This is a genomic window from Candidatus Thiodiazotropha sp. AKAK3, from assembly GCF_058244645.1.
The window spans coordinates 69,709-94,190 of sequence record NZ_JBSYOQ010000034.1; the positions used below are offsets into that span (position 1 = coordinate 69,709).

Below are 24,482 nucleotides of genomic sequence, written 5' to 3' on the forward strand. Positions count from 1 at the left end.
ATCTATTATCGACGGAACAGCCAATCTCTTGGTGCTGAACAGAGTAACGAGCAATCGACTGTGGAGTCTGAAGAAAATCGACTTTTCTGATCAAATTCAGACATAAAGGTTGCCTGCTCAAACAGCTTAAAAAATCTCCAAACGAAGCGTGCGCGCGATTTTCTCCTCTATTCCGCTTGGCACTCCGGCCTCATCAGCATAGACCTTCCAGCGGCTAACCACATCCCTTACCCGGGTCAATATCTCATCTGCAACTCCGCGCTTCATAGAGACAGACTGAGCACAAGACTTAAAATCATCTCGTGAAAATCTATCCCGCTTTCCATTCAGACTCATTTGATGAACTCCGGTCCAGAGACCATCCGGGTTATAACTGTAGGTCAGATCATAGGCCGGCGAGAGCGACCACTCACCTTTTTTGTTCATCAGAAAGGCGATATTTTTCACATGATCGTCCTGGTTTCTGGCAACCACATTGAACACCATTCTCATGAACTGCTGCTCGATGGATGCCATCGGCAGGTCCAGCTGCCGCATCACCTGCAACGACTGCTCATAGCTGTAGGCCCCAGCCATATTGAAGTCGTAATGGGCTAACGCACCAAGAGACTGCATATGCATTTTTTCACCACTATCCAAGCGATCAAATCGTTTGGTCATAAAGTGTCGGCGTCCATTTTCTTCCAACAACCGGGATTCGCTGATTTCGATACCGCAATCTCTGGCCATCTGATAGTAGGCATATTCGACAGCACCGTAACCTTGGGGGTCCGCCAGCTCTTTGTCCCGATTGCCACTTACCCCATCGAACTTAAGCAGCCAATATTCAAAACCCTGTGGCGCTTTGACCTGCCCTGATCGGACTTCACTGGTTTGAGGGTTCCAGGCAATGATCGCCTTTGCCCTGGCACCACCAGCTGAAGTACCCACCTGCAGAATATCGTGTAACACCTGTGACTTATCCGAGGCATTGAAGTTGACCTGCAAGTCACCTCGACTCACAAGCACCTTTGAGGCTAAATCAACCAGCTTATCGATCTCGATACGACTCGATTGTTTATCTGCCACTCCAATGACAGGCACAAATTCCAACGCCCCCATACCCCGACTTCCGGTATAGCAGAGCCGCTCCACTGCATTAAAATCGTCGCCAGAGCGCCCCTGCAACGTCAACCAGGCATCGATCAAAGCATTACCAAATCGATCTGGCAGCACGTCTGCCAGCAGACCAGGCAACCCATGAAAAGTCTGACGGGATAGTTGAGGAAAGCGATAGATACGGTTAGAGAGGGGCATATGCAATGGAGATATCTCAATACCACTCTGAGCGAAGGCGGAGTCATATTCAAAATTTGCTATCACTTCACCATCACCGATAGAGACAGCGCCTATGGTTCTCCCCCACATCCTCACTTCCGCTACAATCCCCATCTACTCTCCCCAGCTCCATGGCTCCTCAACAGTTTTCTTGGTTTTGGCTGAACTGGCCCTCTTTCTGGTCTTGCCTTTTCGCCGCAACAGATCCATCGGTCGCTCTGCAGGCTCAGGAATCATTAGATCCAACCCTTGCAGCAAGCCAAGTACACGCATTACCCTGACCATATTCGACATCTGTGCCGAAGCCCCCGCCTCGATACGCTCCACAGTGCGCTTCGCCACACCGGCCTGTTCAGCCAAGTCTGACTGAGTCAGACCCTGCTCAAGTCGTAGCTGGGCAAACCTGAGTCCAATCTCGCTCAGTAACGCCTGATCACTTAGTAAGTCTGTAATTTTCATAATCGTCATAATTTACGAGTTACTATCCATATAGTGAATAATATCGTCATTTATTACGACTACAAGAAATTTAATATCAAATACGTCAAATTTGGCGAGATATTTTAATTATCAGCTATAATTCGTCTATTTTGACGATTAGTTAACGTAATTTGTGCTGCTTTTTGAATTGGTTGAACAACCCATAACGCCAGGGACGCATCGCCATCACTACCGTTGTACCCTCCCGATCCTGCAAGGGCAGAGAAGCATCACTACTGGAGAGCTCGTCAAACTCCTTGGCCAGACGCGCCATCCTACGCTGAAAAACATCAAACGAGCTTGATGCCAACATACCGTTGACCACAATCAGCTCTTCTCTTGATTGGTTAAATCGGGAACCAAAAAAATCTGATTGGAGCCTCTCAAGAAAAAACTGCTGAATAGGTCCATTTTCCAGCCATTTGAAACGAGGTGAGACCAGTAGCTTCAGACGATTATTGGGCAGCAGCTCGATCATCTTCAGTCTGTCCAGACGAGTCAGCTGTCTGATGCAGTCCACCTCAGACAACTCGAAGTAGTCGACAATCTCATCCAGCGTCCAGCGATTCAACACACATACCGCGACAAGCAGCAGCTCCAGGTCGGCAACAATCTCACGCTCCTGCTCCAGGGTAAGCGCTGAGATCTGCGCTGAAGCCTCCTCATTGAGCATCCTCGTCAAGTCCGTAATCTCCATCTCCATCAACTGACAGATCTGATCCAGGCGCTGAAGTGTAATGCGTTTCTGAGAGAAGAGACGTTTCACACTCGCCTCGGATAGATTCAGATGGCGAGCAGTATCCGCATAAGTCAGACCATGAGCCTTAAGGCTCTTTTTCAGGGCTTCTATAAGTTGAGATGTTTGTGCCATGGAATAGAATTTTAGATCATGGTATTAAATTTTGATACCATTAGGTTAGTGTAATACAACTTCTACTTTTTTCGTAGTACGTAAGGATACGCTGATCTAAGCTAGCCGCATCTAGAATCAACTCAGGCCAGATATCATGGACAAGATTTTCAAAACCACCGGATTCATCCCTTTCCTCACCATTATCTTCTTGAACGCCTTTGTCGATCTGGGGCACAAAATCGTGATCCAAAATGCGATATTCAAGATCTATGAGGGCCAGACTCAGATTATCCTCACCGCAATAGTCAATGGATTGATCCTGCTGCCTTTTATACTGCTGTTCACACCCGCTGGTTTTCTTGCTGATAAATTCAGGAAACCCAAAGTGATGCAGGTCAGTGCCGCCCTGGCAGTAGGACTGACCCTGCTGATCACCCTCTCCTACTATCTGGGCTGGTTTGAAATCTCCTTTGGCCTGACCTTTCTATTGGCCATGCAGAGTGCTTTCTACTCCCCTGCCAAATATGGATACATCAAGGAACTGACCGGTACCGAGCGTCTCGCCCACGGCAATGCGATCGTACAGGCGACCACTATTGTGGCCATTCTCTCCGGCATCTTTATCTTTTCCCTACTGTTTGAAACACGCCTTAGTGGCGTTGCCTACCAGGATGAAGCAACCCTGCTAAAGGCCATAGCACCAATCGGGTGGATACTGATTATCAGTGCCGTGCTGGAATTCTGGTTCACACTGCGTCTTAAACCCACCCAAGCGGTAGCAGCAGATAAACAATTTGACTGGGACGACTACGCCAAAGGACGCTATTTACGCAGTAATTTCAGCAAGCTGCTTTCACAGCGCGCAATCTGGCTCTCAATCGTCGGGCTATCGGTCTTCTGGGGAATCTCCCAGGTGGTATTGGCTGCTTTTCCGGCCTTCGCAAAAGAGACCATGGGCATGGAGAATACTCTGGTGATCCAGGGTCTGATGGCCTGCTCCGGCATCGGTATCATAATTGGCTCTCTGATTGCCGGACGCAGCTCCCGCCACCATATAGAAACCGGCCTGGTGCCCCTTGGTGCACTCGGCATTGTGGTCTCGCTGCTGCTGTTACCCCAGCTGCAATCCCCCTCATTGCTGGCTTTGGATTTTCTCTTGCTTGGAGCAGCAGGCGGTATGTTCATTGTACCGCTCAACGCCCTGATTCAGTTTCATGCGGAGGAGAGTGAGCTGGGTACCATTCTTGCCGGGAACAATCTGGTGCAGAACCTGGTAATGCTCGGCTTCCTTGGACTGACCGTACTCTTTGCAATCCAAGGCATAAATAGCCAGGGACTGTTCCACCTACTCACTCTGACAGCTCTGTCAGGTGCACTCTACACAATCTATCACCTACCCCAATCCCTGGTTCGGTTTATCATTGCCAAGGCCTTCGCCACCACTCATCGGATCGAGATATTGGGCTTCAAAAATCTACCCGCCCAGGGTGGCGTACTGATGCTCGGCAACCATATCAGTTATCTTGACTGGGCAATGATTCAAATAGCCAGCCCCAGACCAGTACGCTTTGTGATGCAGCGGGAGATCTATCAACGCTGGTATCTGAAGTGGTTCCTTGATCTGTTCGGGGTCATTCCGATCGCATCAGGACACAGCAAAGAGGCCCTGGCCAGTATTAATAAATTGCTTCAGGACGGCGAAGTGGTCTGTCTTTTTCCTGAAGGCTCCATCAGTCGCAACGGGCAACTTGGTGAATTCAAAAAAGGCTATGAAAAATGTGTCGAAGGTGTCGATGGAGTGATCCTTCCATTCTATCTGCGAGGCCTCTGGGGCAGCCGATTCTCACGCTCAAGCGAAAAACTCCAACAGAATCGTAACAACCGCTTGAGATCCGATATCATTGTAGCCTTCGGCAACCCCCTGCCTTTGCAGACACCAGCCCATCAGCTAAAGCAGAAGGTTCTGGAACTCTCCATTGATGCCTGGGAACAACATACTCAGCAGCTGGACTCCATTCCTCAGGCATGGATGCGCAGTGCAAAGCGGCTTGGCAGCCAGCTCAGTCTGGCCGACGCCCAGGGTTCAGGGAACCTCTCAGGCTACAAAACCCTCACCAGTGTGATTGCTTTTTCACGTTTGATTCGCAGACACAGCCCTGAGCAAAATATCGGTCTGTTACTGCCAACCAGCAGTGCAGGCACGATCGCCAATATGGCGGCGCTACTGGCTGGAAAAACCCTGGTCAATCTAAACTACACGGCAAACCTGAAAGCCCTCAATTCAGCCACCGAAAAGGCAGAATTGAAAACCATCTACACCTCACGCCGTTTCATCAAAAAACTTAAACAGAAGGGTATTGATCTTACAGAGGTTCTAGAAAAAGTAAGTGTTTACTATCTTGAAGACCTCAAAGATAAGATCAGCAGCTTCGAAAAGCTGTCACTGCTGACCCTGTCTGTGCTGCTGCCGGCCCCGATCCTGTTTAGCCTCTTTGGATCACGGATCGATCTTGAGCAACCAGCGGCCATTCTCTTCTCCAGTGGCAGTGAAGGAGAGCCTAAAGGGGTGATGCTGAGTCATCGAAACATCATGGCCAATATCAGACAGGTCTCTGATGTGCTCGATAGTCGTCATGAGGATGTGGTAATGGCTTCCCTGCCACTGTTCCATGCCTTTGGTTTGACTGTGACAGGTCTAATGCCCATGGTCGAAGGTATGCCAGCAATCTGTCATCCAGACCCAACGGATGCCCTGACCATCGCCAAAGCGATAGCCCGCTATAAGGCGACTATCTTTTGTGGCACCTCAACCTTCCTCAGGCTCTTTATACGCAATCGACGCATCCATCCGCTGATGCTTGAATCGCTGCGGATCGTCGTGGCAGGCGCGGAAAAGCTCAACCCCGATGTCAGAGAGAGCTTCAAGCTAAAATTCAATAAAGAGATCTATGAAGGCTATGGCGCCACAGAAACCACCCCGGTGGCCAGCGTTAACATTCCCGATCGCATCGCCCCCGGAACCTGGCAGATACAGCAGGGCTCCAAGTCGGGTACGGTGGGGCTGCCTCTGCCTGGAGGGAGTTTCCGTATCGTCGACCCGGCATCACTGCAACCACTCCCTACAGGTGAAGATGGTCTGATTCTGTTTGGAGGCGCGCAAGTTATGCTGGGCTATTTGAATGATCCCGCTAAAAGCTCCGAGGTAATCCTCGAGCGAGACAACAAACGTTGGTATAAAACGGGAGATAAAGGCCATCTGGACAAAGACGGATTCCTAACCATAGTCGACCGTTACTCCCGTTTTGCAAAAATTGGTGGAGAGATGATCAGTCTGGGGGCGATTGAGGGATCAATCAGCGCCCTGCTCCCGGAAGATACCGAGATACTGGCCATGGCCCTGCCCGATGAGAAGAAAGGAGAAAAGGTGGTACTGCTATTTAGCGGCAACATCGTATTGGATGAGCTGAAAAAACTGATCAACAGTTCATCACTCAATCCCTTGATGAAACCGGCTGCACTACTATTTGTAGAAACAATACCCAAACTGGGAAGCGGCAAGAGTGACTTTACTCAGGCCAAATCGATCGCACTGGAGGCCATGGGCTGATGAAAACTATAGACATCCACACCCATCTGCTCAATCCAAGTGTCAGTTTCGACCGACTCTACGACAAGATCGCCTTGCGCTTTTTTGCCAAGGGGCTCGGAGTGAATCCAACGCAGTTAAGAGCCAGACCCTATGAGACTTATGTGGAAGCCATGGCATCCTCGATCCGCGAATCGAAGATGGTGGATAGAGCCTGCCTGTTTGGTGTTGATGCCTGCTTTGATCAGCGAGGCAGAGAGATCGAACGCAATAAAACTGTTTGCGCCATGAACCAGGACGTACTGGATGTGGTGCATAAACACCCAAATGAGTTTATTCCCTTCTTCTCCATCAACCCAAGACGAGCCAATGCCCTTGAACTGATCGATGAACAAGTGGAACGAGGTTGCAAGGGTGCCAAGTTCTTACAAAACTATTGGGGAGTTGACCTGAATGATGAAGATTTTATCCCCTACTATGAAAAGCTGAAACAACATCAGCTACCACTCATCATCCACATCGGAAGTGAATACAGCATCACCTCTCATGCAAGCTATGAACGAATCAACATGCTGGATCTGCCTCTGGCAACTGGCGTCACGGTAATCGCAGCGCATATGGGCCTGGGGCGAATAAACCACAAACTTCAACCATGGAGAAACATCTCGAAGGATCCACGCCATTTCGACAGCGACTACTTCCAACTGCTGGAGATGTTGAAAACTCACCCTAACCTCTATGCTGATATCTCAGCAATTCTGGCGCCACTTCGAGCCCGTGCACTACGCCACCTATCCGGGCAAACAGAGATTCATCACAAAATTCTGTTTGGCAGCGATTATCCCGTCCCCTTCACAATCCGCTACAACACCTACGACTTAAATCATGCGCAACGAATAGAGATCAATCGAATAGATAATCCTTTCGATCGCTACACAACAGCCATGCTGGCCTACTTTTCAGAAGATAGCCAAATCTATAAGAACCACGAAAAACTGCTGATGTTGTAAAATGCCAGAATGATTTGAGACGCCATCTGGATTAATTGACTTATGAATGAAAAAAACGACGAGAACGGCAGACCCGACAATCTCTCACCCTATCCAGTCAGCAGACTTGCACCAGCCTTCAATCTTGTCGACCTGGCGCAAGAGATAAGCCAGGCCGACGAGATGCTTGCAATTCAGGCAAGTGCTCAACTGAAGGTCATTGCTGACCAGGTAAAGTTATTGCAACAACAATCCACTAACTCTTTTCACTAAACAACAGCTTTATCAATGCTCTTGGCTCACTTCCATTGACTACAGCTATCTCTCTTATAGTGCTTTCAGATCCATCCACTCTAAAGCCTGCCGCTTGAAATCTTGTAACAACACTCTCAGTAGTCTCATCCAAAAGTGGTGCAACTTCCGATAGCGGCGAAGCCTCAAGACTATTCACAATTCTCATCATTGGACTACCGCCTTGCTGGGTTGAAGAGACAACAATAAATGCACTGCTGACAATCGCTACAGCACCTACCAATGAGAGACCCATTCGTTTAGTAAAATAGTTCCTAAAGGCGCTCCAATGATTAAGTACATGTAACACAATACCTACAGCAAACAGTAAACCGATCCACTCATGAGCCAGCTCTACCGGATTATGTATGCCAAAAAACATCAGCACGCCAGAGACGGCTACAAACAGGCCTGCCCCGATAATTACAGGTGTCGACCATTTTCGGGTATTTATATTCTTCATTGATAACTCACTCTGTTATTACTACGACCCGCAAAGCGGGTCGTATACCACTTAACGTTTGCCACCACGACGTGGAAGACCATTGTCACGATCGACTTCCACTTGACGGACCAGTGAATCATCTACGGTTACGATATCCACCAGGTAAGTATCCTCATCCTGCGTTGTGACCTGACCGACTTTCAAACGATCATTGCCTCGCATGATCAATCTTGCGGCTACCAGGGTTTTTGCTTCGTCCGCTGTCAAATCCAGGTCACGATCCATTGCAGGGCCGAAATTGCCTTTTCCCTGCATCATTCCTGGAGCACCACTCATAGCCCCACGATCACAATTGCCTTTTCTACCGCCCCAGCCAGCATCGGCCGAGGAGGCTAGTGCAAACATTCCAGAAGTAGCGACTACTGCAGAAATAATGGTAATTTTTAAACCTTTGTTCATTTCAAACTCCTCATCGTTGAAGTTACTTTGTCTTGTTGACGACTTCTATTTAAGACGAAGAGTGTGTCGCTTCATTGGCAGAAAACCTCTGTTTTGTAACAAGCAGTGGCATATCTGGCTGTTGACACAAACTGTCACAAATCTTCTTTCCGCTAGGGATTTCTTCCCTTAAACTGAGCCTATGAAAAGTCAACCACACATCTTAGTTGTCGATGATCACCAGGAGATCCGCACCTTGGTGCAGCGCTTTCTCACCGATCACGGCCTCAGGGTTACTACAGCATCCAATGGAACTGAGATGAAGAAACGTCTCAAGGATGCCGCCATTGATCTTATCGTCCTGGATCTGATGATGCCGGGTGAGGATGGCCTGACCCTGTGTCGTAACTTACGCGCTGAGTCGAACACGCCTGTCATCATGCTGACTGCAATGGGCGAAGAGACCGACCGAATCATCGGCCTGGAGATGGGGGCTGATGACTACCTGGCAAAACCCTTTAATCCAAGAGAGCTTCTGGCACGTATCAAAGCGGTATTACGCCGAATGAGCTCTATACCTGAGCAGACTCATGAGGAGGCGCCGCAACGACTTACCTTTCTTGGGTGGACACTGCTGCCCGTAGCGCGTGAGCTGATCGATCCGGAGCAGACCCTGGTACCCTTGAGTACTGCAGAATTCACCTTACTCATGGCGCTTGTAACCCGTCCAGGACGGGTACTCTCCCGCGACCAACTGCTCGACCTGGCCAGAGGACGGGAAGCCCGTGCCTTTGACCGTGCCATCGACACCCTGGTAAGTCGCCTGCGTCGTAAGCTTCGAGACCAGCCCCGTAACCCACAGATCATTAAAACCGTACGTGGCGGCGGCTATCTGTTTGCCCCTAAAGTGGATTCAAGTCATGCGTCTCTGGCCTGATTCACTCGCAGGGCGCACTCTTGCGCTACTCATTGGCACTACACTACTGCTTATTTTAGGCAGTGCCGTACTGCTGCACGATGAACGCAGCAAGCGCTTCGATGAGCATAACCGGTTCCGCCACCTAGAAAGGGTTGCCACTGTGGCACGCCTTCTGAGTGATGCCAATGAGAATGAACGGACACGCATCATCGAGCGGATTGCAGAGAAGCATGAGGATATAAGTCTCACCAATCAGCCGCGGATAGATCGCCAGCCCAGCGATCCGATTGAAAAGAAGATTGCTCATCACCTGAGAAGAGCACTAAATCTGAAGACTAAATCCGCAATACGAGTACGTATTGATTTCGATCAGCAGGCGAAAGCAGCCAAGACAGAAGAGAACACCCCTCACCCAAAACGAAGACCGCTAAAATCAATCGACATATCGATCCGACTGAAGGATCAAACCTGGCTGAACTTCAGCACCAATCATTTCAAAAACGTACCCCCCTGGGAGAGTAAAACCCTACAGTTACTTTTTCTCTATCTGGTTCTGCTCATCACTATTGGCCTGCTGATCGCACGACGGATGGCAAACCCGATGGCCCAACTGGCTGGAGCAGCAGAACGATTAGGATTGGGACAACCTCAACCCCCAATCCCTGAAAAGGGACCAAAGGAGGTACGCAAAACCATTCATGCCTTCAATCTTATGCAGGAGCGCCTGGAGCGACAGATCAGCGACCGTTCACGACTGCTGGCTGCTGTATCCCACGATTTAAAAACCCCTATTACCACCCTCAGGCTGCGAGCAGAATATATCGAAGATCCTGAGATGCAGGAGAAGACCCTGGCCACACTTACAGAGATGGAAGCCATTCTCTCCGATACACTCAGCTACGCTCGTGATGAAGCAGCTGATGAACAGGCCCGCAGCACAGATCTGGCCGCTCTAATACAGAGCCTTGTCGACGACCATGCCGATTTAGGTGGCGAGACGAGCTACCAGGGACCAGAACGGCTCAACTTTATCTGCCGCCCCGTTGCCTTGAGGCGAGCCTTTAACAACCTGATCGATAACGCTCTTAAATATGGGGGTAGTGCAGTTGCAACATTAACCTCCTCCTCGGAGCGGGTCATCATCGACATCGAAGACAATGGCCCAGGTATAGCAGATCAACACCTGAAGGCTGTTCTGGCTCCGTTTTTCCGGCTTGAAGCCTCCCGTAACCGGGATACAGGAGGCACGGGATTAGGTCTTGCGGTCGCCAACACTATTGTGCTCGGCCATGGCGGCGAGCTGTCACTCAGTAACCGCCCTGAGGGGGGACTTAGAGTCAGGGTGATATTGAATAAACTGCAAGCCAGATAAAACCCTAATTCGCAATTATTTCTACATTTTTTAATCAGTTAGTATGCACCTCACCCTTCAAAATCGATATTAGCATTTCATATACCCTGAGATACATATGTTTTTAAATTCATAATCGACACCCCATATCAACTACAGGAGCTATTTCTCAAACTACTTTTCAACATGATAACCCGCTATACTTGTCTAACTAAGGACGCATACTGAGACTGGGAAAGCTAACTATGAAGGCATTGCAATCAGACAACTTTCGCAAGCTGAGAAAGACAAATCCAGACGCATTCCATGATTGGATTGCCGGGAAGTCAGATACTGTCAAAAAAGGCGAAAAGAGAATCCGCATAGTACCCGTACGCAACAACAAAAAGGCAGACTGATCACCTTCCCAGGCTGATAGCGTGAACCTTGCATTTCCTGCTCTGCTTACTTTCCTCCTGATTCTCCCAGGGTTTATATTTCGCGGCGCTTTTACAAGGTCCGAAAGAACTCAGTTAGACAACAGACCCTTCACTTCCGAAACCGTTAAAAGTCTGATCTTAGCGATCCTCTTGCACACCATCTGGCTTCAGATGGTAAAAGTATTCTCACCGATATCGATTGACTACCAGATATTTCTGACCCTCTTTACTGCTGCCCGTGGCGATTTGCTTGAACTTACCATCAACAGATCTGCAGTCCATACGCCTGCCTTTATCACCTATCTGATGACAATCTATATCGGCGCTTATCTGCTTGGCACATCAGCACAGAAACTGGTGATTAAATACAAGCTGGACAGGCATCCTCTTCTAAGTGAGTTCTTTCGTTTCGACACCCCCTGGTTCTATCTCTTCAAAGGCTTTAACGATGAGGGTGATGGAGCCGATTTTGTAAAGTTAGCTGTTACCGTACAACAGGTAGAGGCTACCTATCTCTACTACGGTATTCTGGAGGATTTTTTTCTTACCGACTCAGGCAACCTTGAGCGTATTGTTCTCTCCTCTGTTGTCAGACGCAAGCTGACTGCAGACGATGCCATTCTGCCTGAGGATGATAAAAGCATGCCTGCGGAAACAAATCGCTTCTACGAGATTTCCGGCGATAGGTTCGTTCTTAAATACAAAGATATAACCAGCCTGAATATTGAGTATTACAAAATAATTGAAAATACAGCCAGTTGAGATTTTTCCTGACAGCCATCTTCAGAGCTGACCTTATCTGTCACTGGACATGAATAAAATCGTTTAATAGAACTATCCAACACTCAACTCATAAACCGCTATTCCTTAAAATGGGCAGAATCCTATACTCGGTATACTGTGTATCTCAAATGAGTCAATAAATCCTATATTGAAGAGAGCCTTGACATGACAATCGCAATCATACTACTCACTATCATCATTACCATCCCTCTACTCTACTTATTAACCCGGCGACTAAGTATGTTGTCTTCAGCCGCCCCTTCAAATCTGTGAGCAGGGTTTGGTGGGAATTTAAACCAAAGGGAGAGAATACCACCCTGGTACACTGGAACATGGCTGGCAAAATGCCTTTCCTATTCCGCTTTATGGCGAAGAAAATACCAACCTACATCAGCAAAGACTACGACACAGGCCTCTACCTTTTGCGTGGTGAGTTGGAAGCAGATGCCGAGGTTCCACGAATCTCATTCGATGGGCCGGAAGAGCTGCCTGATATGAGCGTAGTGCGCTGGAATATTTTTACTCCCCTCTCCCCTCGCGGGAGAGGGGCTGGGGGAGAGGGGGAGTTTAAACAGCACAATCATCCAGGTCATCACTCAGTATGGCAAGGATTGATCGGATCGTGCCGCATACGCTTCAGTTTCATTAAGCGCTTGACGCACCCCTCTCCCATCAAGGGCGAGGGGCTTGAATGCCTGCTTTTGAGTGATTGAGAGTTAATGGAATAGCAGTGAGTTTAGATAAGAATAATCCAATCAGAGTAAACCCCACAATACCCGATTTCTACTACAGATTTAAAATCCCGGGTCAGTCTACCAGGTAGTGTTCAGTATCTATCCCACATAACATTACATTTTTCCTTTTTAGCTGCTTTAAGTAATTCGATTACCGGCAAGGCACGTTGCGAAAGTGTAACAGCAGTTTCATCATCATCTTCTTTTGTCGTTAAATGCTGACCTTCACGCTCGATTGCTGCCTGCAGCTGCTCAAGCGCAGCTTGTACATCTTCAGCAAGGAGAGCACTGGGTACTGTGCCACTATGCCCCATCATTTTTAGCAGCGAGACTGCCACGTCACCGAACAGGGTAATGTCTGCATAGGCTGGCGTCGAAAAAGTTACTAGCATAGCTGCGTTCTCCTAAATGGTCAGCTGGACTTCACTCCTCACCAACTCCCACAATTATAACATTAAGGGCATTTCTATTAATTGCTTATTGCCTCTGCGTGATCTGGAGCGCGTAGCTGCAAGGCATGAGCTGAAGCATAATGGTTGCTCCATTCTCAAGAGTGGACAAATCGTGACCCTCATTGTTTATATTTGTTATAACTTATTAATAATCAGCTAGATACTATAACATAACCTAAGGTTACTATTATTTATAAACGTAGTATGTCCAGGACATTTTTTCAGCCTTAAGCTACACTTAACATATAGGTTAGAAATCCGAATACCGGCTTGCTCCCAGAGTTCCTCCTCCGTCAGATGACGGCAATCGCTTCTAATTATTAGTTTCTTTGGCACTGCATCAAAGGAATAGAGCCCACATCGTCTCGCTCAAACCAAATACAAATATGAGCAGATTATCTACGATAGGTAAAAAAAGATTCATGAACAAGCCAGGTAATCGATATTTAACTACTCCCGTGTTCCTTATGGTCACTTTCTCACTACTGGTATTAGTGGCAGGGCAACTCTTTTCAAAGGACCTAGAGATCGAAATACCAGCAAATGCTAAAGCAAATAAATATAGAAGTGGCTGGCAGTGTGATTACGGCTTTCAAAAGCAAAATCAGCAATGCATTCGCATCAAGGTACCAGCCAATGCATACTCGACCAATAACTCTTATGGTAACCCTTGGAAGTGCAACCGAGGTTACCGTGAAAAGGGCAATAGCTGTATCATTATTCAAATACCCGCGAATGCCTATCTAAACTCCTCTGGGGTTGGTAGGTGGAGTTGCGCTCGTGGTTACAGAAAAGTAACCAACTCCTGTGTTGCCATCAATGTACCTGCAAAAGGATATTTAACCGAATCATCAAGCGGAACCGGCTGGACTTGCAATCGCGGATATCGATCAACTCACTCAACTTGTGTTGCTATCAAAGTGCCTGAGAATGGTTTTTTAACAAATGCTTCACATGGTAACGGCTGGAGCTGTGACCGAGGCTACCGAGCGACAGAGGATGCCTGTATAGCTATTGATGTTCCTCCAAATGGGTATTTAGTAGAGTCTTCATACGGATCTGGCTGGAAGTGTGAACGTGGATTTATTGCAACTAGTAACAGCTGTCTCGCGATTAATCTTCCAGAGAATGCCCACCTGGATTATTCCGGTTCCGATTGGAAATGTAACGATCCGTATCGTAAACAGCAGGATAGATGTGTACTACGTTGAAGGACTCAACAAACGAAAGTGGACATTTGAGGATATTCAAGATTCCTGTCTCTTCCCAAACTCTATACACAACAGATTTAACTGACCTTCACCGCTGCAGATTCAACGACCCATACGGCTTTCAACTCTTTATGGATATCAAAGTTTGTCTGAATTTCAGCCAACCAGTATAAACTGGCACATATAATCAGAATCTAATAAAACTTTAAAATACTCATAACAAACTGATAACAGATCAAAAACATCAATAGCTCAGAATATACAGGGTTAAATACAACGAGACAGCAGAACCCATCTCTACCCATACACCACCACCCAGCCATGCAGTACACCAACATCAATGCAACCCACGGCCTGAAACTGCTATGGCTGTTAACGGTATTGATGGCCTTCTTTTACAACCTGCAAGGCACACCTCTATTTGATATCGATGAAGGTGCATTTGCTCAAGCCACCCGTGAAATGGCGCTCAGAGATGATTATCTTACCCTCCATCTGAATGGTGAGCCCCGCCACGACAAACCAATCTTGACCTACTGGCTTCAAGCCCTTTCTGTCAAAGTCTTTGGTGTCACCGAATTCGCTTTTCGCTTGCCTTCAGCAATTGCAGCAACCCTTTGGAATCTACTGATTGTCATCTTCACCTGGCGCTTGACAACTCCCAGCATAGCACTGAAGGCCGGCATACTCATGGCCGGCACACTGGGCACAGGCATTATTGGCAAAGCCGCGACAGCGGATGCCCTGCTCAATTTGTTTCTAGCTGGCACACTTTTCAGTCTCTATTTCAATTTTACCACCAGACAAACCCGCTATCTGCTCGCCGCAGCCTTTTTTACCGGACTTGGATTTCTAACCAAAGGGCCAATAGCCTTATTGATACCTGGCCTGGTCAGTCTGATCTATTCACTCTCCATTGGTAAATTTCAGGACTGGATCAGAATCATTTTCAGCCCATCAGCATGGTTGGTCTTTTTATCTGTCGGCCTACCCTGGTACCTTATTAACTACCTGAAAGAGGGCTCAGGATTTATTGAGGGGTTTATCGGCACGCATAACATTGGACGATTCACTCAGGCGATGGAGAGTCACTCAGGACCATGGTGGTACTACCTGCCAATGCTATTGTTGATGGCGTTTCCATTCAGCTATACCTTGCTGCGACCATTTCTGAATGTAAAAAATGTCATCACAAAACCACTTAATCGATTCCTGATTATCTGGTTTCTTCTGGTACTGGTTTTCTTTTCACTATCTGCCACCAAGTTACCACACTACATACTCTACGGCCTGACCCCGCTGTTTATTCTTGGCGCAATACATATCGATCGAGAAACAAACTTAAAACCTGTATTTTTACCATTATTGTTCTTTGTAGTATTGATGTTAGCCTTGCCACAGCTGATCTCTTATTCTATTACAGAGCTGGACAATCATTCTCTCAGTGAAACCCTCAGCCAACCAAGCAATTACCTACCAGCTAATTACTATTTAATTCTTGGTGTTGTGCTACTTAGTATAATCTGGTTATTCAATGATCATCGATGGCTGATCCAGGGACGACTGCTTAGCGCTGGCATAATCACTATTTTTATCGCCTCTGAATTATTGATACCTATAGTCGGCAGAATTCAACAAACACCCATACGCGAAGCCGGAAACCTCGCACGTAATTACAAACAAACCACTGTAATGTGGCGAATAAACAACCCTAGCTTCAGTGTTTACAGTGGCCGCATCACACCCAAGCGTAAACCCAATGAGGGAGAAATTGTTCTAACGAAAAGCCGACACCTAAAAAGACTACCAAGCCATCAACTACTCTATGAGCACCAGGGAGTAGCCCTGGCTCTGCTTGATACAGAGGAACATATCGATGTTTCAGGACCAACCCATCCCCTTACGCCACTTGAGCCTTTGGTTGATTCCAGTATTACTGTTATGCAGCGCACTCTGGCTCCATCAGACGCAACTCAATACCTCACTGTTTCTCTGGATAAATCATCAGGTAGTACCAACCCTGAGTCCCGCCCTGTGGGAAACACTCACCATTCTAGGGGACGGTCTAGTGGCATTAACACTGCTTCTCCCATTTTACAAGCATCACCCCAAAGCCGTCATCGCGGCCATAATTTCTGGCCTGATCGCAGCAATCTTGATACATCTCCTCAAAGCAGGTTTCCCTATCCCACGCCCGGCAGCAAGCTTGGACAGAGATACAATCACCATCATCGGGCCGATTCTCAAACAAGGCAGTTTTCCATCAGGTCATACAGCAACCATTTTCGCTTTACTAGGCAGCGTTACACTCTGGATCAAAATCAAGTATCTGACAAATCTACTACCAATCCTGGCCGTCGTAGCCATTTTCGCAGCCTTCTCCCGTATAGCAGTGGGCGCCCACTGGCCGCTGGATATTTTGATCGGCGCAACCTTAGGTTGGATATCTGCATTTATCGGCAGTGCATTGACCCAGCGCATATCCACTACCCCGCAGGCAGTCAATTGGTTAGGTCGCTTCCTTACCCTGTGTACCCTATACCTGCTGTTATTTCACCAGACTGGTTATTTCAACGCACAACCAATACTTCATGGTATCGCTCTGCTGCTGCTAGGCATCACCTGTTTACAGCATCTAGAACATCCAACAATAAAAGCTCTTCCAGCAACAAGCTGAAACCATGACCATGTTGACATCCCTACAAACAGCGATCAAAAGCAGAAACAAGCCATCAAGCCTAATCATAATCCTTGGATTGGTGACAACAGTTGCTATATTGTTGTTTCTCGCATCTGAGTTCGATGCATCTAAAAGCCTCTCTAGCTGGCAAAACCTTAGAATTGATTCGCTTACCCTCTGCTTTCTGTTGATACTGCTAAGCCATATCGCTCGCGGAGGACGTATATACCACCACTTCCTGCCGCATACAGAAGGAAGATTTGATCTTTGCCTGAGAATTGCACTGCATCACAACTTTTATAACTACCTGGTGCCGATGCGAGTCGGTGAAGCGAGCTTTCCCATTCTGTTACGACAGAGTTTCTCCATCGATTTGACAGAAAGCACTGCAGCCTTAGTCAGCTTTAGACTACTAGACCTCTTAACTTTAGCGCTCATCGGGATACTCACCCTTGTACTTGGCATGCATCTAGCTGGCCATTTACAACTACTGTTGGTAGCTTTATTGACAGTAGCAGTGATAGGCCTACTGCTACCCAATCTATTTCATCAGCTCACAAAACACTGGCCAAACCTTAAAAATCCAATCAATAAATTCAAACAAGGTATACCCAGAAAACCCAGCGACATATTGAGACTGTCTTTATGGACCCTCATGGTCTGGGCGATAAAATTAACCGCATATACTTTGATTATCGGTTCATTTATCAATATCAGTTTTTCTCTTTCTCTAGCCTCAGCTGTGAGTGGCGAACTTGCAAGTGGCATTCCGCTCTATACGCCTGCAGCAATCGGAACCTTCGAAGGTGGTATTGCAGCTGTTCTACTACCTGCCGGAATCGATCAAACATCTGCAATTACAGCTGCAGTAAATCTCCATCTTTTTTTGTTAATTACCACTTCACTCAGTGCCGGATTCGGCCTCCTGATAGGAAATAGAAAAAATGTCGCCCGATGAAGTACTCCTGGTTTGGTTTCAAACCAAACTATCTTTCCAATACAGTGACACAATCTTCCAATGGATCTCTAGTCGAAGTGGATTCTCAATGCCGATATTGCTGGCACTACTCTTTAGCGCATTTAAAAAGGAAAAATGGCATGGCGTAGGCTGGTGGTTTGCACTCATCATTGTTGTAGCAATTGGTGATCAGTTCGGTAATCTATTGAAAGCACTATTTTCCGAGCTTCGACCTTGCGCTGATCAGTTAGAGCTTCTACAGGCAGACAGTGATTATACCTGCAGCAGCGTTGCCAAAGGCATGCCTTCGAATCACGCACTGACCTTCTACACTGCAAGTCTGTTTGTTATCTTAACACGCAGAAACTGGTGGGGCTGGCACACCATACTGCTGACAACAGCACTATTAACAATCCTTTCCAGAATTTACCTTGCAAAACACTATCCAAGCCAAGTTGTTGCCGGTATGTTTCTTGGCATCAACATCGGTGTAACCGCTGCATTGCTCTACCAGGCTAAATCCTGGTTCAGACCTTTGCTAGTTCGAATTATTAATTTTACAAACCTGGTTCCTTGCTATGACAATGCGCACTCCAATTTCATCAAAAGAGTGAAAAGAACAGAACTACGGGAGGCTTCGAATCATGCTTGACAGGAAAGCCACCAAACCCCATCTATCTGTAATAGTTCCTTTATATAACGAACAAGAGAATATCCTGCCACTCATCTCTGAGATTGATCGAGCTTTACGCATTTGCCACTATGAGTGGGAAGTGATCCTGGTAGACGATGGAAGTTCAGACGAAACAAATAGCAATATAAAAGCAACTCTCTCAGATACCAGCGGTAATTATCAACTCGTAACACTGCAGCGAAATTTCGGTCAAACTGCAGCCATACAGGCTGGTTTTGACCATAGCAAGGGGCGTTATATTGCAACTATGGATGGTGATCTACAAAATGATCCTGCTGATATACCTGGCCTGGTTGATCTATTAATCAATGATGAACTGGATCTGGTTGTGGGATGGCGCCAGCAACGAAAGGATGATCTTCTGCTAAGAAGATTCCCCTCCAAAATCGCCAATATTCTTATCGGCAGGGTTACCGGCGTTCGCCTGCATGATTATGGTTGCAGCCTGAAGATCTATCGAGGCAGCCTGATCAGGAAGATGAGGCTATACGGTGATATGCATCGGTTCATCCCTGCCTGGATGTCGATGTACACCTCCCCATCAAGAATCCGCGAGGCAGTAGTCAACCATAGAGCCAGGATACATGGCCGCTCAAAATATGGAATTGGGCGCACTTTCAAAGTCATGATTGATCTGCTTTCCGTCTATTTTTTTATTCGTTTTCTCTCCAGACCCGGACATTTTTTCGGAAGAATTGGTCTACTGATGGGTGGTATAGGTAGCGCTATGCTAATCCATCTCGGAGTAGTAAAATTTGTCTTACAGGAAGATATCGGCTCCCGGCCCATGTTGATAATTGCCATCATGCTGGTGCTCATGGGCGTGCAAACCTTCACGACTGGTCTACTCAGCGAACTCTCCACCAGAACCTATTATGCTTCGAACAGAAACCGCTCATATCTCTTGCGTAGCGATATAATCGAGCAGGAAACCTCAGATGCAGATCAACTTCCAATCAATACTCAGGAAAAGAGTCAGCCTATCACCTAAAAGCACCCACCAAATAATAACGAAACAAATCGGGATACTCATCTCGAGAGCCCCTTCAAAGGGTTTGTTGGTATGAGTCACTGGCCCACCGCAGTATGCCGCAGATTGAAGTATCGATAAACGCCAAATCTCGAGGCTGCACGACTAATGCTTACGTAAATAATACTTACCAAGCTAAAACCGTCTGCATCAGCAAAAATTGAGGTACAACCCCGTCTTGCACTGTGCAAACACAGTCTAAAAATTACTATTCATCTCCGACTATCACGCCGTTTCTCGCATAAAAGCGGCATGACTTAAATATCAGTGATAGATCGAGCAACCATCTTGTTCATTGATGCGCGCGGGTTGTTAGATTTTGAATTTGGGGTGTTGGATTAGGTACCTTGTTTATCTTTATGGGTGCTGACGCGAATATCTTTCATTATCGGTACCACATAGTACTTTAGGTAATATGTGCAATGACATTGTAATAGTCCCCAGGAGATGCCGTGATATTTTTATCTCATGACTGAGGAGAAACAAGATGACAGATAGAGACAACCAATTTGAAGGCATGGATTGGCTCCGGGCGGAGCTGGAGGATGCCCTGGACGAGGACTATGAACTTGAGATGTCAGAGCCTGCCCTATCCATGGAGTTGCGCCGCATCTATAAAAAAATACATCCGCCGACCCTGGATCGGAGGGAGTACTTCAAGGCGCTGCTGACCCTGCAGGCGGAACTCATCAAGCTACAGGATTGGGTTGAACATAGCGGGGAGAAGATCGTTATTGTCTTCGAGGGGCGGGACGCTGCCGGCAAGGGGGGTGTGATCAAGCGTATCACGCAACGGTTGAATCCCCGGGTATGCCGCGTTGTGGCCTTGAGCAAGCCCACGGAAAAGGAGAAGTCCCAATGGTATTTCCAGCGTTACGCAGCCCACCTGCCGTCAGCAGGTGAGATCACCCTGTTCGATCGCTCCTGGTATAACCGCTCAGGGGTCGAGCGGGTGATGGAATTCGCGACTCAAGAGCAGGTGGAACAGTTTTTCCAGGATGTCCCGGATTTCGAACGTTCCCTGGTCAGGTCGGGAATACGCCTGATCAAATACTGGTTCTCCATCACGGACGAGGAGCAGCAGTTGCGCTTTCTGATGCGTGTCCACGATCCCCTCAAACAGTGGAAACTGAGCCCCATGGATCTCCAGTCAAGGGTGCGCTGGGAGGATTACACCAAGGCCAAGGAAGAGACCCTTGCACGCACCAATATCCCCGAGGCGCCCTGGTTCATCGTGGAGGGCAACGATAAGAAACGTGCGCGATTGAACTGCATCCACCACCTGCTCGACCAGATCCCCTACAAGGATGTTCCCAACGACGCCATTACCTTGCCGGATCGTGTCTTCAATCCCAATTACGAGCGCCGGGTATTGCCGTCATCACTCTACGTACCTAAGCGATATTGAACCTATTATGACTGAGATAAAATCGAGACCGCTGCATATCCAGCGCTATCTTATCAGCGGCGTAATCACCCTTATCCCGCTTTGGGTCACCTGGCTGGTCTTCAAATATGTATTCAATCAGCTTTCAAAGTTGGGGGCGCCTTGGGTCAAGATGCTTTCTCACAGTATCAGGAACGAGTATCCGTCCCTTGCTCAATGGCTACTTGAACCATGGTTTCAAAACACCCTGGCCGTTTTCCTAATGCTGGTGGGTCTCTATCTGGTCGGTTGGTTCGCGAGTCGAATGATCGGGCGGAGAATCCTCAACATCTTCGAATCGACCGTGCAGCGCCTGCCAGTGATTCAGAATGTCTATGGCTTGGTGAAGAAGCTCATTTCGGCTTTAGGGGATAAACCGGAAAATATACAACAAGTGGTGTTGATCGAATTCCCATCCCCCGAGATGAAGACGGTAGGATTCGTGACACGTACCATGGTGGATAACAATAGTGGTCAGGAGCTGGCGGCGGTGTATGTGCCAACCACGCCGAATCCCACCTCGGGCTATTTGGAGATAGTACCGATTGAGAAGCTTGTGTCGACGAATTGGAGTATCGATGAAGCGATGAGCTTCATCATCTCAGGGGGTGCGGTGGCGCCGGATACTGTGCCTTATACAAAAAATCAATCAGGCAAAGCATAGCGCTAATCTTCGTCTATTCATTGTCAGTTAGCTCCTTTTAATTATTGCGATTTTCCTATTACTGGCAAAAGTATAAGTAAAATAAGAGTTAAGTTAAGATTAAGGGGTCAAGTCTGTACTTATAGTATTTAATTGATTCCTAACACGCGTATCCACTATGACGAGACGCTTTAACCGAGTAATCGTCTGCGGAAAACAAATCGGGACACTCATCGTTTACATTTAACAAAACATATCAATAATCAACAAGATAACATGGAATAACCCCATGTTATTAAACGTTGAGTGTCCATGAACTCGTGTCTCACAGCCAATTAACCTAGTATTGTATCTCTAAGCATCCAGGAGGATTTCGTGTCCAGCCAAATAAAAAACCTTGTCGGCTTGTTGGTAGTGGCTGCCCTGGCGCTGCTTATATATTTTGCCTTGGAACAAACCCAGATACCGCAAGCCGTAACAATTCTGGTGGCTGTTTTCGCAGGTGTATTCGTTGCTCTGGTATTTCTTCCCGACGGTTTTCAGCAATGGCTGAATAAGACATTCAATCGGGTACCCGTGATTGTGCTTGGCTCTTGGCTGGGCATGGCATTGACAATGGGCAGCATGGGTATTTTTATGGCAAAAATGCAAAATGACATGAGTAGTATGAAAGGCAATATAGAGACAATGAATAGCTCCATGCTGGTCATGAAAGACTCTATTCAACCCATGAGAGGCTACATGGAATTGATGTCATCAGATATGGGGAAAATGCGTTTTGATATGCATAACATGCGCGACGACATCGAAAATATCGATAATGTAATCCTGGGTATTGATCAGACCCTAGAACAGGATATCGGGCCTTCAGTGCAGGCGATGGCACCCGCGGTCAACAGCATGGGCTATAGCATGCATCGTGGTGTGCAGTCCTTCTCCAACCCTATGGATTACATGCGTAACGCTTTTTCTCCACGTCCCTAGTTGTGTAGCTCATACATTACAGTACTTCGCCCTCATAGAATCGGACGTGCGGCGTTACTGCATCCAGCTCTTCCGAAGACATCTCGACATTTAGAGACACCTATCTATTGGCACACTGGTGATGATTGAACATTCTCTATTCAATCAATGGGTCTATTTCCTTCTTTTTATTTTCTTCTCTGTTGGTTGCAGAGTAATTACAGCCTAAGGACTGAGCCACTCGGTTTCTCCCAGGGCCTGAGTAACCACCCGGGTCTCGATCAGGTTGGCCAGTTTTTCCTGAGCCGCCTCACGTACTGCTTCCCGGTCGTGATAGAGCATGGCCACCACCCGGCCAAGTTTTCTGTCAGTTTGTTTGTGCGAATGTTTGTGTGGGACACCCCATGTTTGTGATAACTAGATCAGTGGTTAAGGACTAAGGACAAGGACTAATCGGGACACTCATCGCTTATATTTAACAAAACATATTAATAATCAGAAAGGTAACATGGAATAATCCCATGTTATTAATGTTTTTAAACGTTGAGCGTCGCTGAATCCCCGTGGAGACTATTGCAGTTACCCCTTCAGCTGAGATTCACAGAAAATAGAGCGGCCAGGTGCGCCAGGGGCGGCACCCTACATTGATTTGGTTGGATGTTAGATGTCGGCCAATGACGTCACGCGAAAGGTCGAAGGGCTAATCGGGACGAAGGGCTAATCGGGACACTCATCATTTACATTTAACAAAACATATTAATAATCAGAAAGGTAACATGGAATAATCCCATGTTATTAATGTTTTTAAACGTTGAGTATCCCGGAATTCCTGGCATATAGTTGAGGCAGCAAACGGTGAGTGTCCCCGTTTAGTGCCCGTTTAGTGCTATTCATATCGATAACTGATGGGGGTTGGTTTGAGTATTGAATCCCAAGCCGATTATACCTATCAAAATAGAATGCATATTGATGTGAAACAACTAATATTTTTACACAGTTCTAAACTGTTGGCCTAGTCAGCATGAATTCATGCAGACCGGGCAGACGGTGTATGCAACATTAAATTCCTGCCTACTCCATACTTGTGCGGCTTCATCAGGTTCCAGCCATACCTGGTCAGATTCTATCCGGTTACAGATGCTGCAGCGCCAGACTACATCCCTATCCGCTTCTGTAAGCGGTTTGATGACTACAGGAGGATCCAGGGGTTCGGAGCGCAAATGGGCATGGGAAACACGCAGCCCAGCATCCACCAGGGGTTCGATCTGCATCGACATATAGCGTTTCTGGTCAGCAGAGTCACATCGATAGGGGAGTGCCTTGGTCTGCTGAGTCCGTCTGACATATTCGAATACGGTGTAGAGTAGCATCCTTGTGGTGTTGTCCTGAACATAAGTTTCGAGTTTGCTACCGATGACTTCTCTGCTGTTCAGGCAATCATGATTTTGATGCTCATCGGTGTTTGCCTGCAGAAACTCATCCCAGTCACCATCGACGTGGCATATTTTGTTTTCTGCATCCAATTCGTAGATGGTAAGGCCTTTGCTGGACATAACTACCGATAACTGTCTGTTTAATCTGGCCAATTTGAAAGATGAAATTAGCTACTTTTTAACATAGTTCCATTTAAAGAGATAAACAAGTGGTTGTGGCCCTACCAATCAACACAAAAAGGGTGGTTAAATCTGGTTGATCCCCAACCAGAAACTCAAATTCTGATCGAGAAACTCCTCCACCGACATATAGTGTGAGCCATCATATAAACGTTGAGTGTCCCGGAATTCCCCGGAATCGCGGAATTCACGGTGTCAGTGAAAGCG

The 24,482-nt window shown here is 47.2% G+C and carries 23 protein-coding genes and 1 pseudogene; 17 read left to right on the forward strand and 7 right to left on the reverse strand.

The annotated features are described in order from the left end of the window. Positions 1 to 126: 126 nt before the first annotated feature. The 3 genes from AC4IE7_RS05665 to AC4IE7_RS05675 form a co-directional block, all read right to left on the reverse strand. The gene (locus AC4IE7_RS05665) at positions 127 to 1,431 is read right to left on the reverse strand and encodes a type II toxin-antitoxin system HipA family toxin (RefSeq protein WP_490775842.1); all 1,305 of its coding nucleotides are present in this window, start codon (positions 1,429 to 1,431) and stop codon (positions 127 to 129) included. Next, positions 1,432 to 1,785, reverse strand: a complete 354-nt coding sequence (locus AC4IE7_RS05670; RefSeq protein ID WP_490775843.1) for a helix-turn-helix domain-containing protein — start codon at positions 1,783 to 1,785, stop codon at positions 1,432 to 1,434. A gap of 133 nt (positions 1,786 to 1,918) precedes the next feature. Then, positions 1,919 to 2,668 (reverse strand): helix-turn-helix domain-containing protein, encoded by a 750-nt coding sequence (locus AC4IE7_RS05675; RefSeq protein WP_490775844.1) that lies wholly within the window; start codon positions 2,666 to 2,668, stop codon positions 1,919 to 1,921. Between the two features lie 136 nt (positions 2,669 to 2,804). Between AC4IE7_RS05675 and AC4IE7_RS05680 the strand changes: the two genes are divergently transcribed. From AC4IE7_RS05680 to AC4IE7_RS05690, 3 genes are read left to right on the forward strand one after another with little or no spacing between them, the layout of a single operon-like run. Further along, on the forward strand, positions 2,805 to 6,257 hold the full coding sequence (locus AC4IE7_RS05680) for an acyl-[ACP]--phospholipid O-acyltransferase (RefSeq protein WP_490775845.1): 3,453 nt from the start codon (positions 2,805 to 2,807) through the stop codon (positions 6,255 to 6,257). Beyond that, on the forward strand, positions 6,257 to 7,246 hold the full coding sequence (locus tag AC4IE7_RS05685) for an amidohydrolase family protein (protein ID WP_490775846.1): 990 nt from the start codon (positions 6,257 to 6,259) through the stop codon (positions 7,244 to 7,246). The genes AC4IE7_RS05680 and AC4IE7_RS05685 overlap by 1 nt, the downstream gene beginning before the upstream one ends. A 42-nt stretch (positions 7,247 to 7,288) precedes the next feature. Next, positions 7,289 to 7,498, forward strand: coding sequence for a DUF2452 domain-containing protein (locus AC4IE7_RS05690; RefSeq protein WP_490775847.1), 210 nt, complete (start codon positions 7,289 to 7,291; stop codon positions 7,496 to 7,498). Here AC4IE7_RS05690 and AC4IE7_RS05695 read toward each other — a convergent pair. Continuing rightward, on the reverse strand, positions 7,482 to 7,979 hold the full coding sequence (locus tag AC4IE7_RS05695) for a DUF4405 domain-containing protein (protein ID WP_490775848.1): 498 nt from the start codon (positions 7,977 to 7,979) through the stop codon (positions 7,482 to 7,484). The two genes, AC4IE7_RS05690 and AC4IE7_RS05695, sit on opposite strands and share 17 nt — an antisense overlap. A 51-nt stretch (positions 7,980 to 8,030) precedes the next feature. Further along, positions 8,031 to 8,420: a hypothetical protein gene (locus AC4IE7_RS05700; RefSeq protein WP_490775849.1), complete on the reverse strand. Its 390-nt coding sequence runs from the start codon at positions 8,418 to 8,420 to the stop codon at positions 8,031 to 8,033. A 181-nt stretch (positions 8,421 to 8,601) separates the two neighbouring features. Between AC4IE7_RS05700 and AC4IE7_RS05705 the strand changes: the two genes are divergently transcribed. The 5 genes from AC4IE7_RS05705 to AC4IE7_RS05725 all read left to right on the forward strand — a co-directional run bounded on the left by AC4IE7_RS05705 (position 8,602) and on the right by AC4IE7_RS05725 (position 12,584). After that, positions 8,602 to 9,336 carry a response regulator gene (locus tag AC4IE7_RS05705; protein ID WP_490775850.1) on the forward strand — a complete coding sequence of 245 codons (735 nt, stop codon included), beginning with the start codon at positions 8,602 to 8,604 and terminating at the stop codon, positions 9,334 to 9,336. Continuing rightward, on the forward strand, positions 9,320 to 10,690 hold the full coding sequence (locus AC4IE7_RS05710; protein ID WP_490775851.1) for an ATP-binding protein: 1,371 nt from the start codon (positions 9,320 to 9,322) through the stop codon (positions 10,688 to 10,690). Before AC4IE7_RS05705 ends, AC4IE7_RS05710 begins: the two co-directional genes overlap by 17 nt. Before the next feature lie 224 nt (positions 10,691 to 10,914). Then, positions 10,915 to 11,067, forward strand: coding sequence for a hypothetical protein (locus AC4IE7_RS05715; protein ID WP_490775852.1), 153 nt, complete (start codon positions 10,915 to 10,917; stop codon positions 11,065 to 11,067). Between the two features lie 192 nt (positions 11,068 to 11,259). After that, positions 11,260 to 11,850, forward strand: coding sequence for a hypothetical protein (locus AC4IE7_RS05720; RefSeq protein ID WP_490775853.1), 591 nt, complete (start codon positions 11,260 to 11,262; stop codon positions 11,848 to 11,850). A 353-nt stretch (positions 11,851 to 12,203) separates the two neighbouring features. Beyond that, positions 12,204 to 12,584 (forward strand): hypothetical protein, encoded by a 381-nt coding sequence (locus AC4IE7_RS05725; RefSeq protein WP_490775854.1) that lies wholly within the window; start codon positions 12,204 to 12,206, stop codon positions 12,582 to 12,584. A gap of 113 nt (positions 12,585 to 12,697) precedes the next feature. On the opposite strand, the gene AC4IE7_RS05730 is transcribed toward AC4IE7_RS05725, so the two are convergent. Further along, the gene (locus AC4IE7_RS05730) at positions 12,698 to 12,997 is read right to left on the reverse strand and encodes a DUF1840 domain-containing protein (RefSeq protein WP_490775855.1); all 300 of its coding nucleotides are present in this window, start codon (positions 12,995 to 12,997) and stop codon (positions 12,698 to 12,700) included. Between the two features lie 482 nt (positions 12,998 to 13,479). Between AC4IE7_RS05730 and AC4IE7_RS05735 the strand changes: the two genes are divergently transcribed. The 9 genes and pseudogenes from AC4IE7_RS05735 to AC4IE7_RS05775 all read left to right on the forward strand — a co-directional run bounded on the left by AC4IE7_RS05735 (position 13,480) and on the right by AC4IE7_RS05775 (position 22,683). Continuing rightward, positions 13,480 to 14,268 carry a hypothetical protein gene (locus AC4IE7_RS05735; RefSeq protein ID WP_490775856.1) on the forward strand — a complete coding sequence of 263 codons (789 nt, stop codon included), beginning with the start codon at positions 13,480 to 13,482 and terminating at the stop codon, positions 14,266 to 14,268. Positions 14,269 to 14,730: 462 nt separating this feature from the next. Then, a pseudogene (locus AC4IE7_RS05740) lies at positions 14,731 to 15,237 on the forward strand (ArnT family glycosyltransferase); the annotation flags it as partial. A gap of 907 nt (positions 15,238 to 16,144) precedes the next feature. After that, entirely contained in the window at positions 16,145 to 16,945 is an 801-nt protein-coding gene (locus AC4IE7_RS05745) for a phosphatase PAP2 family protein (protein ID WP_490775993.1), read from the forward strand. Positions 16,946 to 16,949: 4 nt separating this feature from the next. Continuing rightward, the gene (locus tag AC4IE7_RS05750; RefSeq protein ID WP_490775857.1) at positions 16,950 to 17,906 is read left to right on the forward strand and encodes a lysylphosphatidylglycerol synthase transmembrane domain-containing protein; all 957 of its coding nucleotides are present in this window, start codon (positions 16,950 to 16,952) and stop codon (positions 17,904 to 17,906) included. Then, positions 17,893 to 18,558 (forward strand): phosphatase PAP2 family protein, encoded by a 666-nt coding sequence (locus AC4IE7_RS05755; RefSeq protein ID WP_490775858.1) that lies wholly within the window; start codon positions 17,893 to 17,895, stop codon positions 18,556 to 18,558. Before AC4IE7_RS05750 ends, AC4IE7_RS05755 begins: the two co-directional genes overlap by 14 nt. Continuing rightward, on the forward strand, positions 18,551 to 19,591 hold the full coding sequence (locus AC4IE7_RS05760) for a glycosyltransferase family 2 protein (protein ID WP_490775859.1): 1,041 nt from the start codon (positions 18,551 to 18,553) through the stop codon (positions 19,589 to 19,591). The genes AC4IE7_RS05755 and AC4IE7_RS05760 overlap by 8 nt, the downstream gene beginning before the upstream one ends. Positions 19,592 to 20,117: 526 nt before the next feature. After that, complete coding sequence (gene ppk2, locus AC4IE7_RS05765; RefSeq protein ID WP_490775860.1) at positions 20,118 to 21,038, forward strand: polyphosphate kinase 2; 921 nt, start codon at positions 20,118 to 20,120, stop codon at positions 21,036 to 21,038. Positions 21,039 to 21,045: 7 nt separating this feature from the next. Next, positions 21,046 to 21,720 carry a DUF502 domain-containing protein gene (locus tag AC4IE7_RS05770; RefSeq protein ID WP_490775861.1) on the forward strand — a complete coding sequence of 225 codons (675 nt, stop codon included), beginning with the start codon at positions 21,046 to 21,048 and terminating at the stop codon, positions 21,718 to 21,720. A gap of 354 nt (positions 21,721 to 22,074) precedes the next feature. Beyond that, a complete protein-coding gene (locus AC4IE7_RS05775; protein WP_490775862.1) occupies positions 22,075 to 22,683 on the forward strand; it encodes a hypothetical protein in 609 nt (202 codons plus the stop codon). A gap of 995 nt (positions 22,684 to 23,678) precedes the next feature. Here the strand turns inward: AC4IE7_RS05775 and AC4IE7_RS05780 are convergent. Further along, positions 23,679 to 24,215 (reverse strand): hypothetical protein, encoded by a 537-nt coding sequence (locus tag AC4IE7_RS05780; protein WP_490775863.1) that lies wholly within the window; start codon positions 24,213 to 24,215, stop codon positions 23,679 to 23,681. Positions 24,216 to 24,482: the final 267 nt, after the last annotated feature.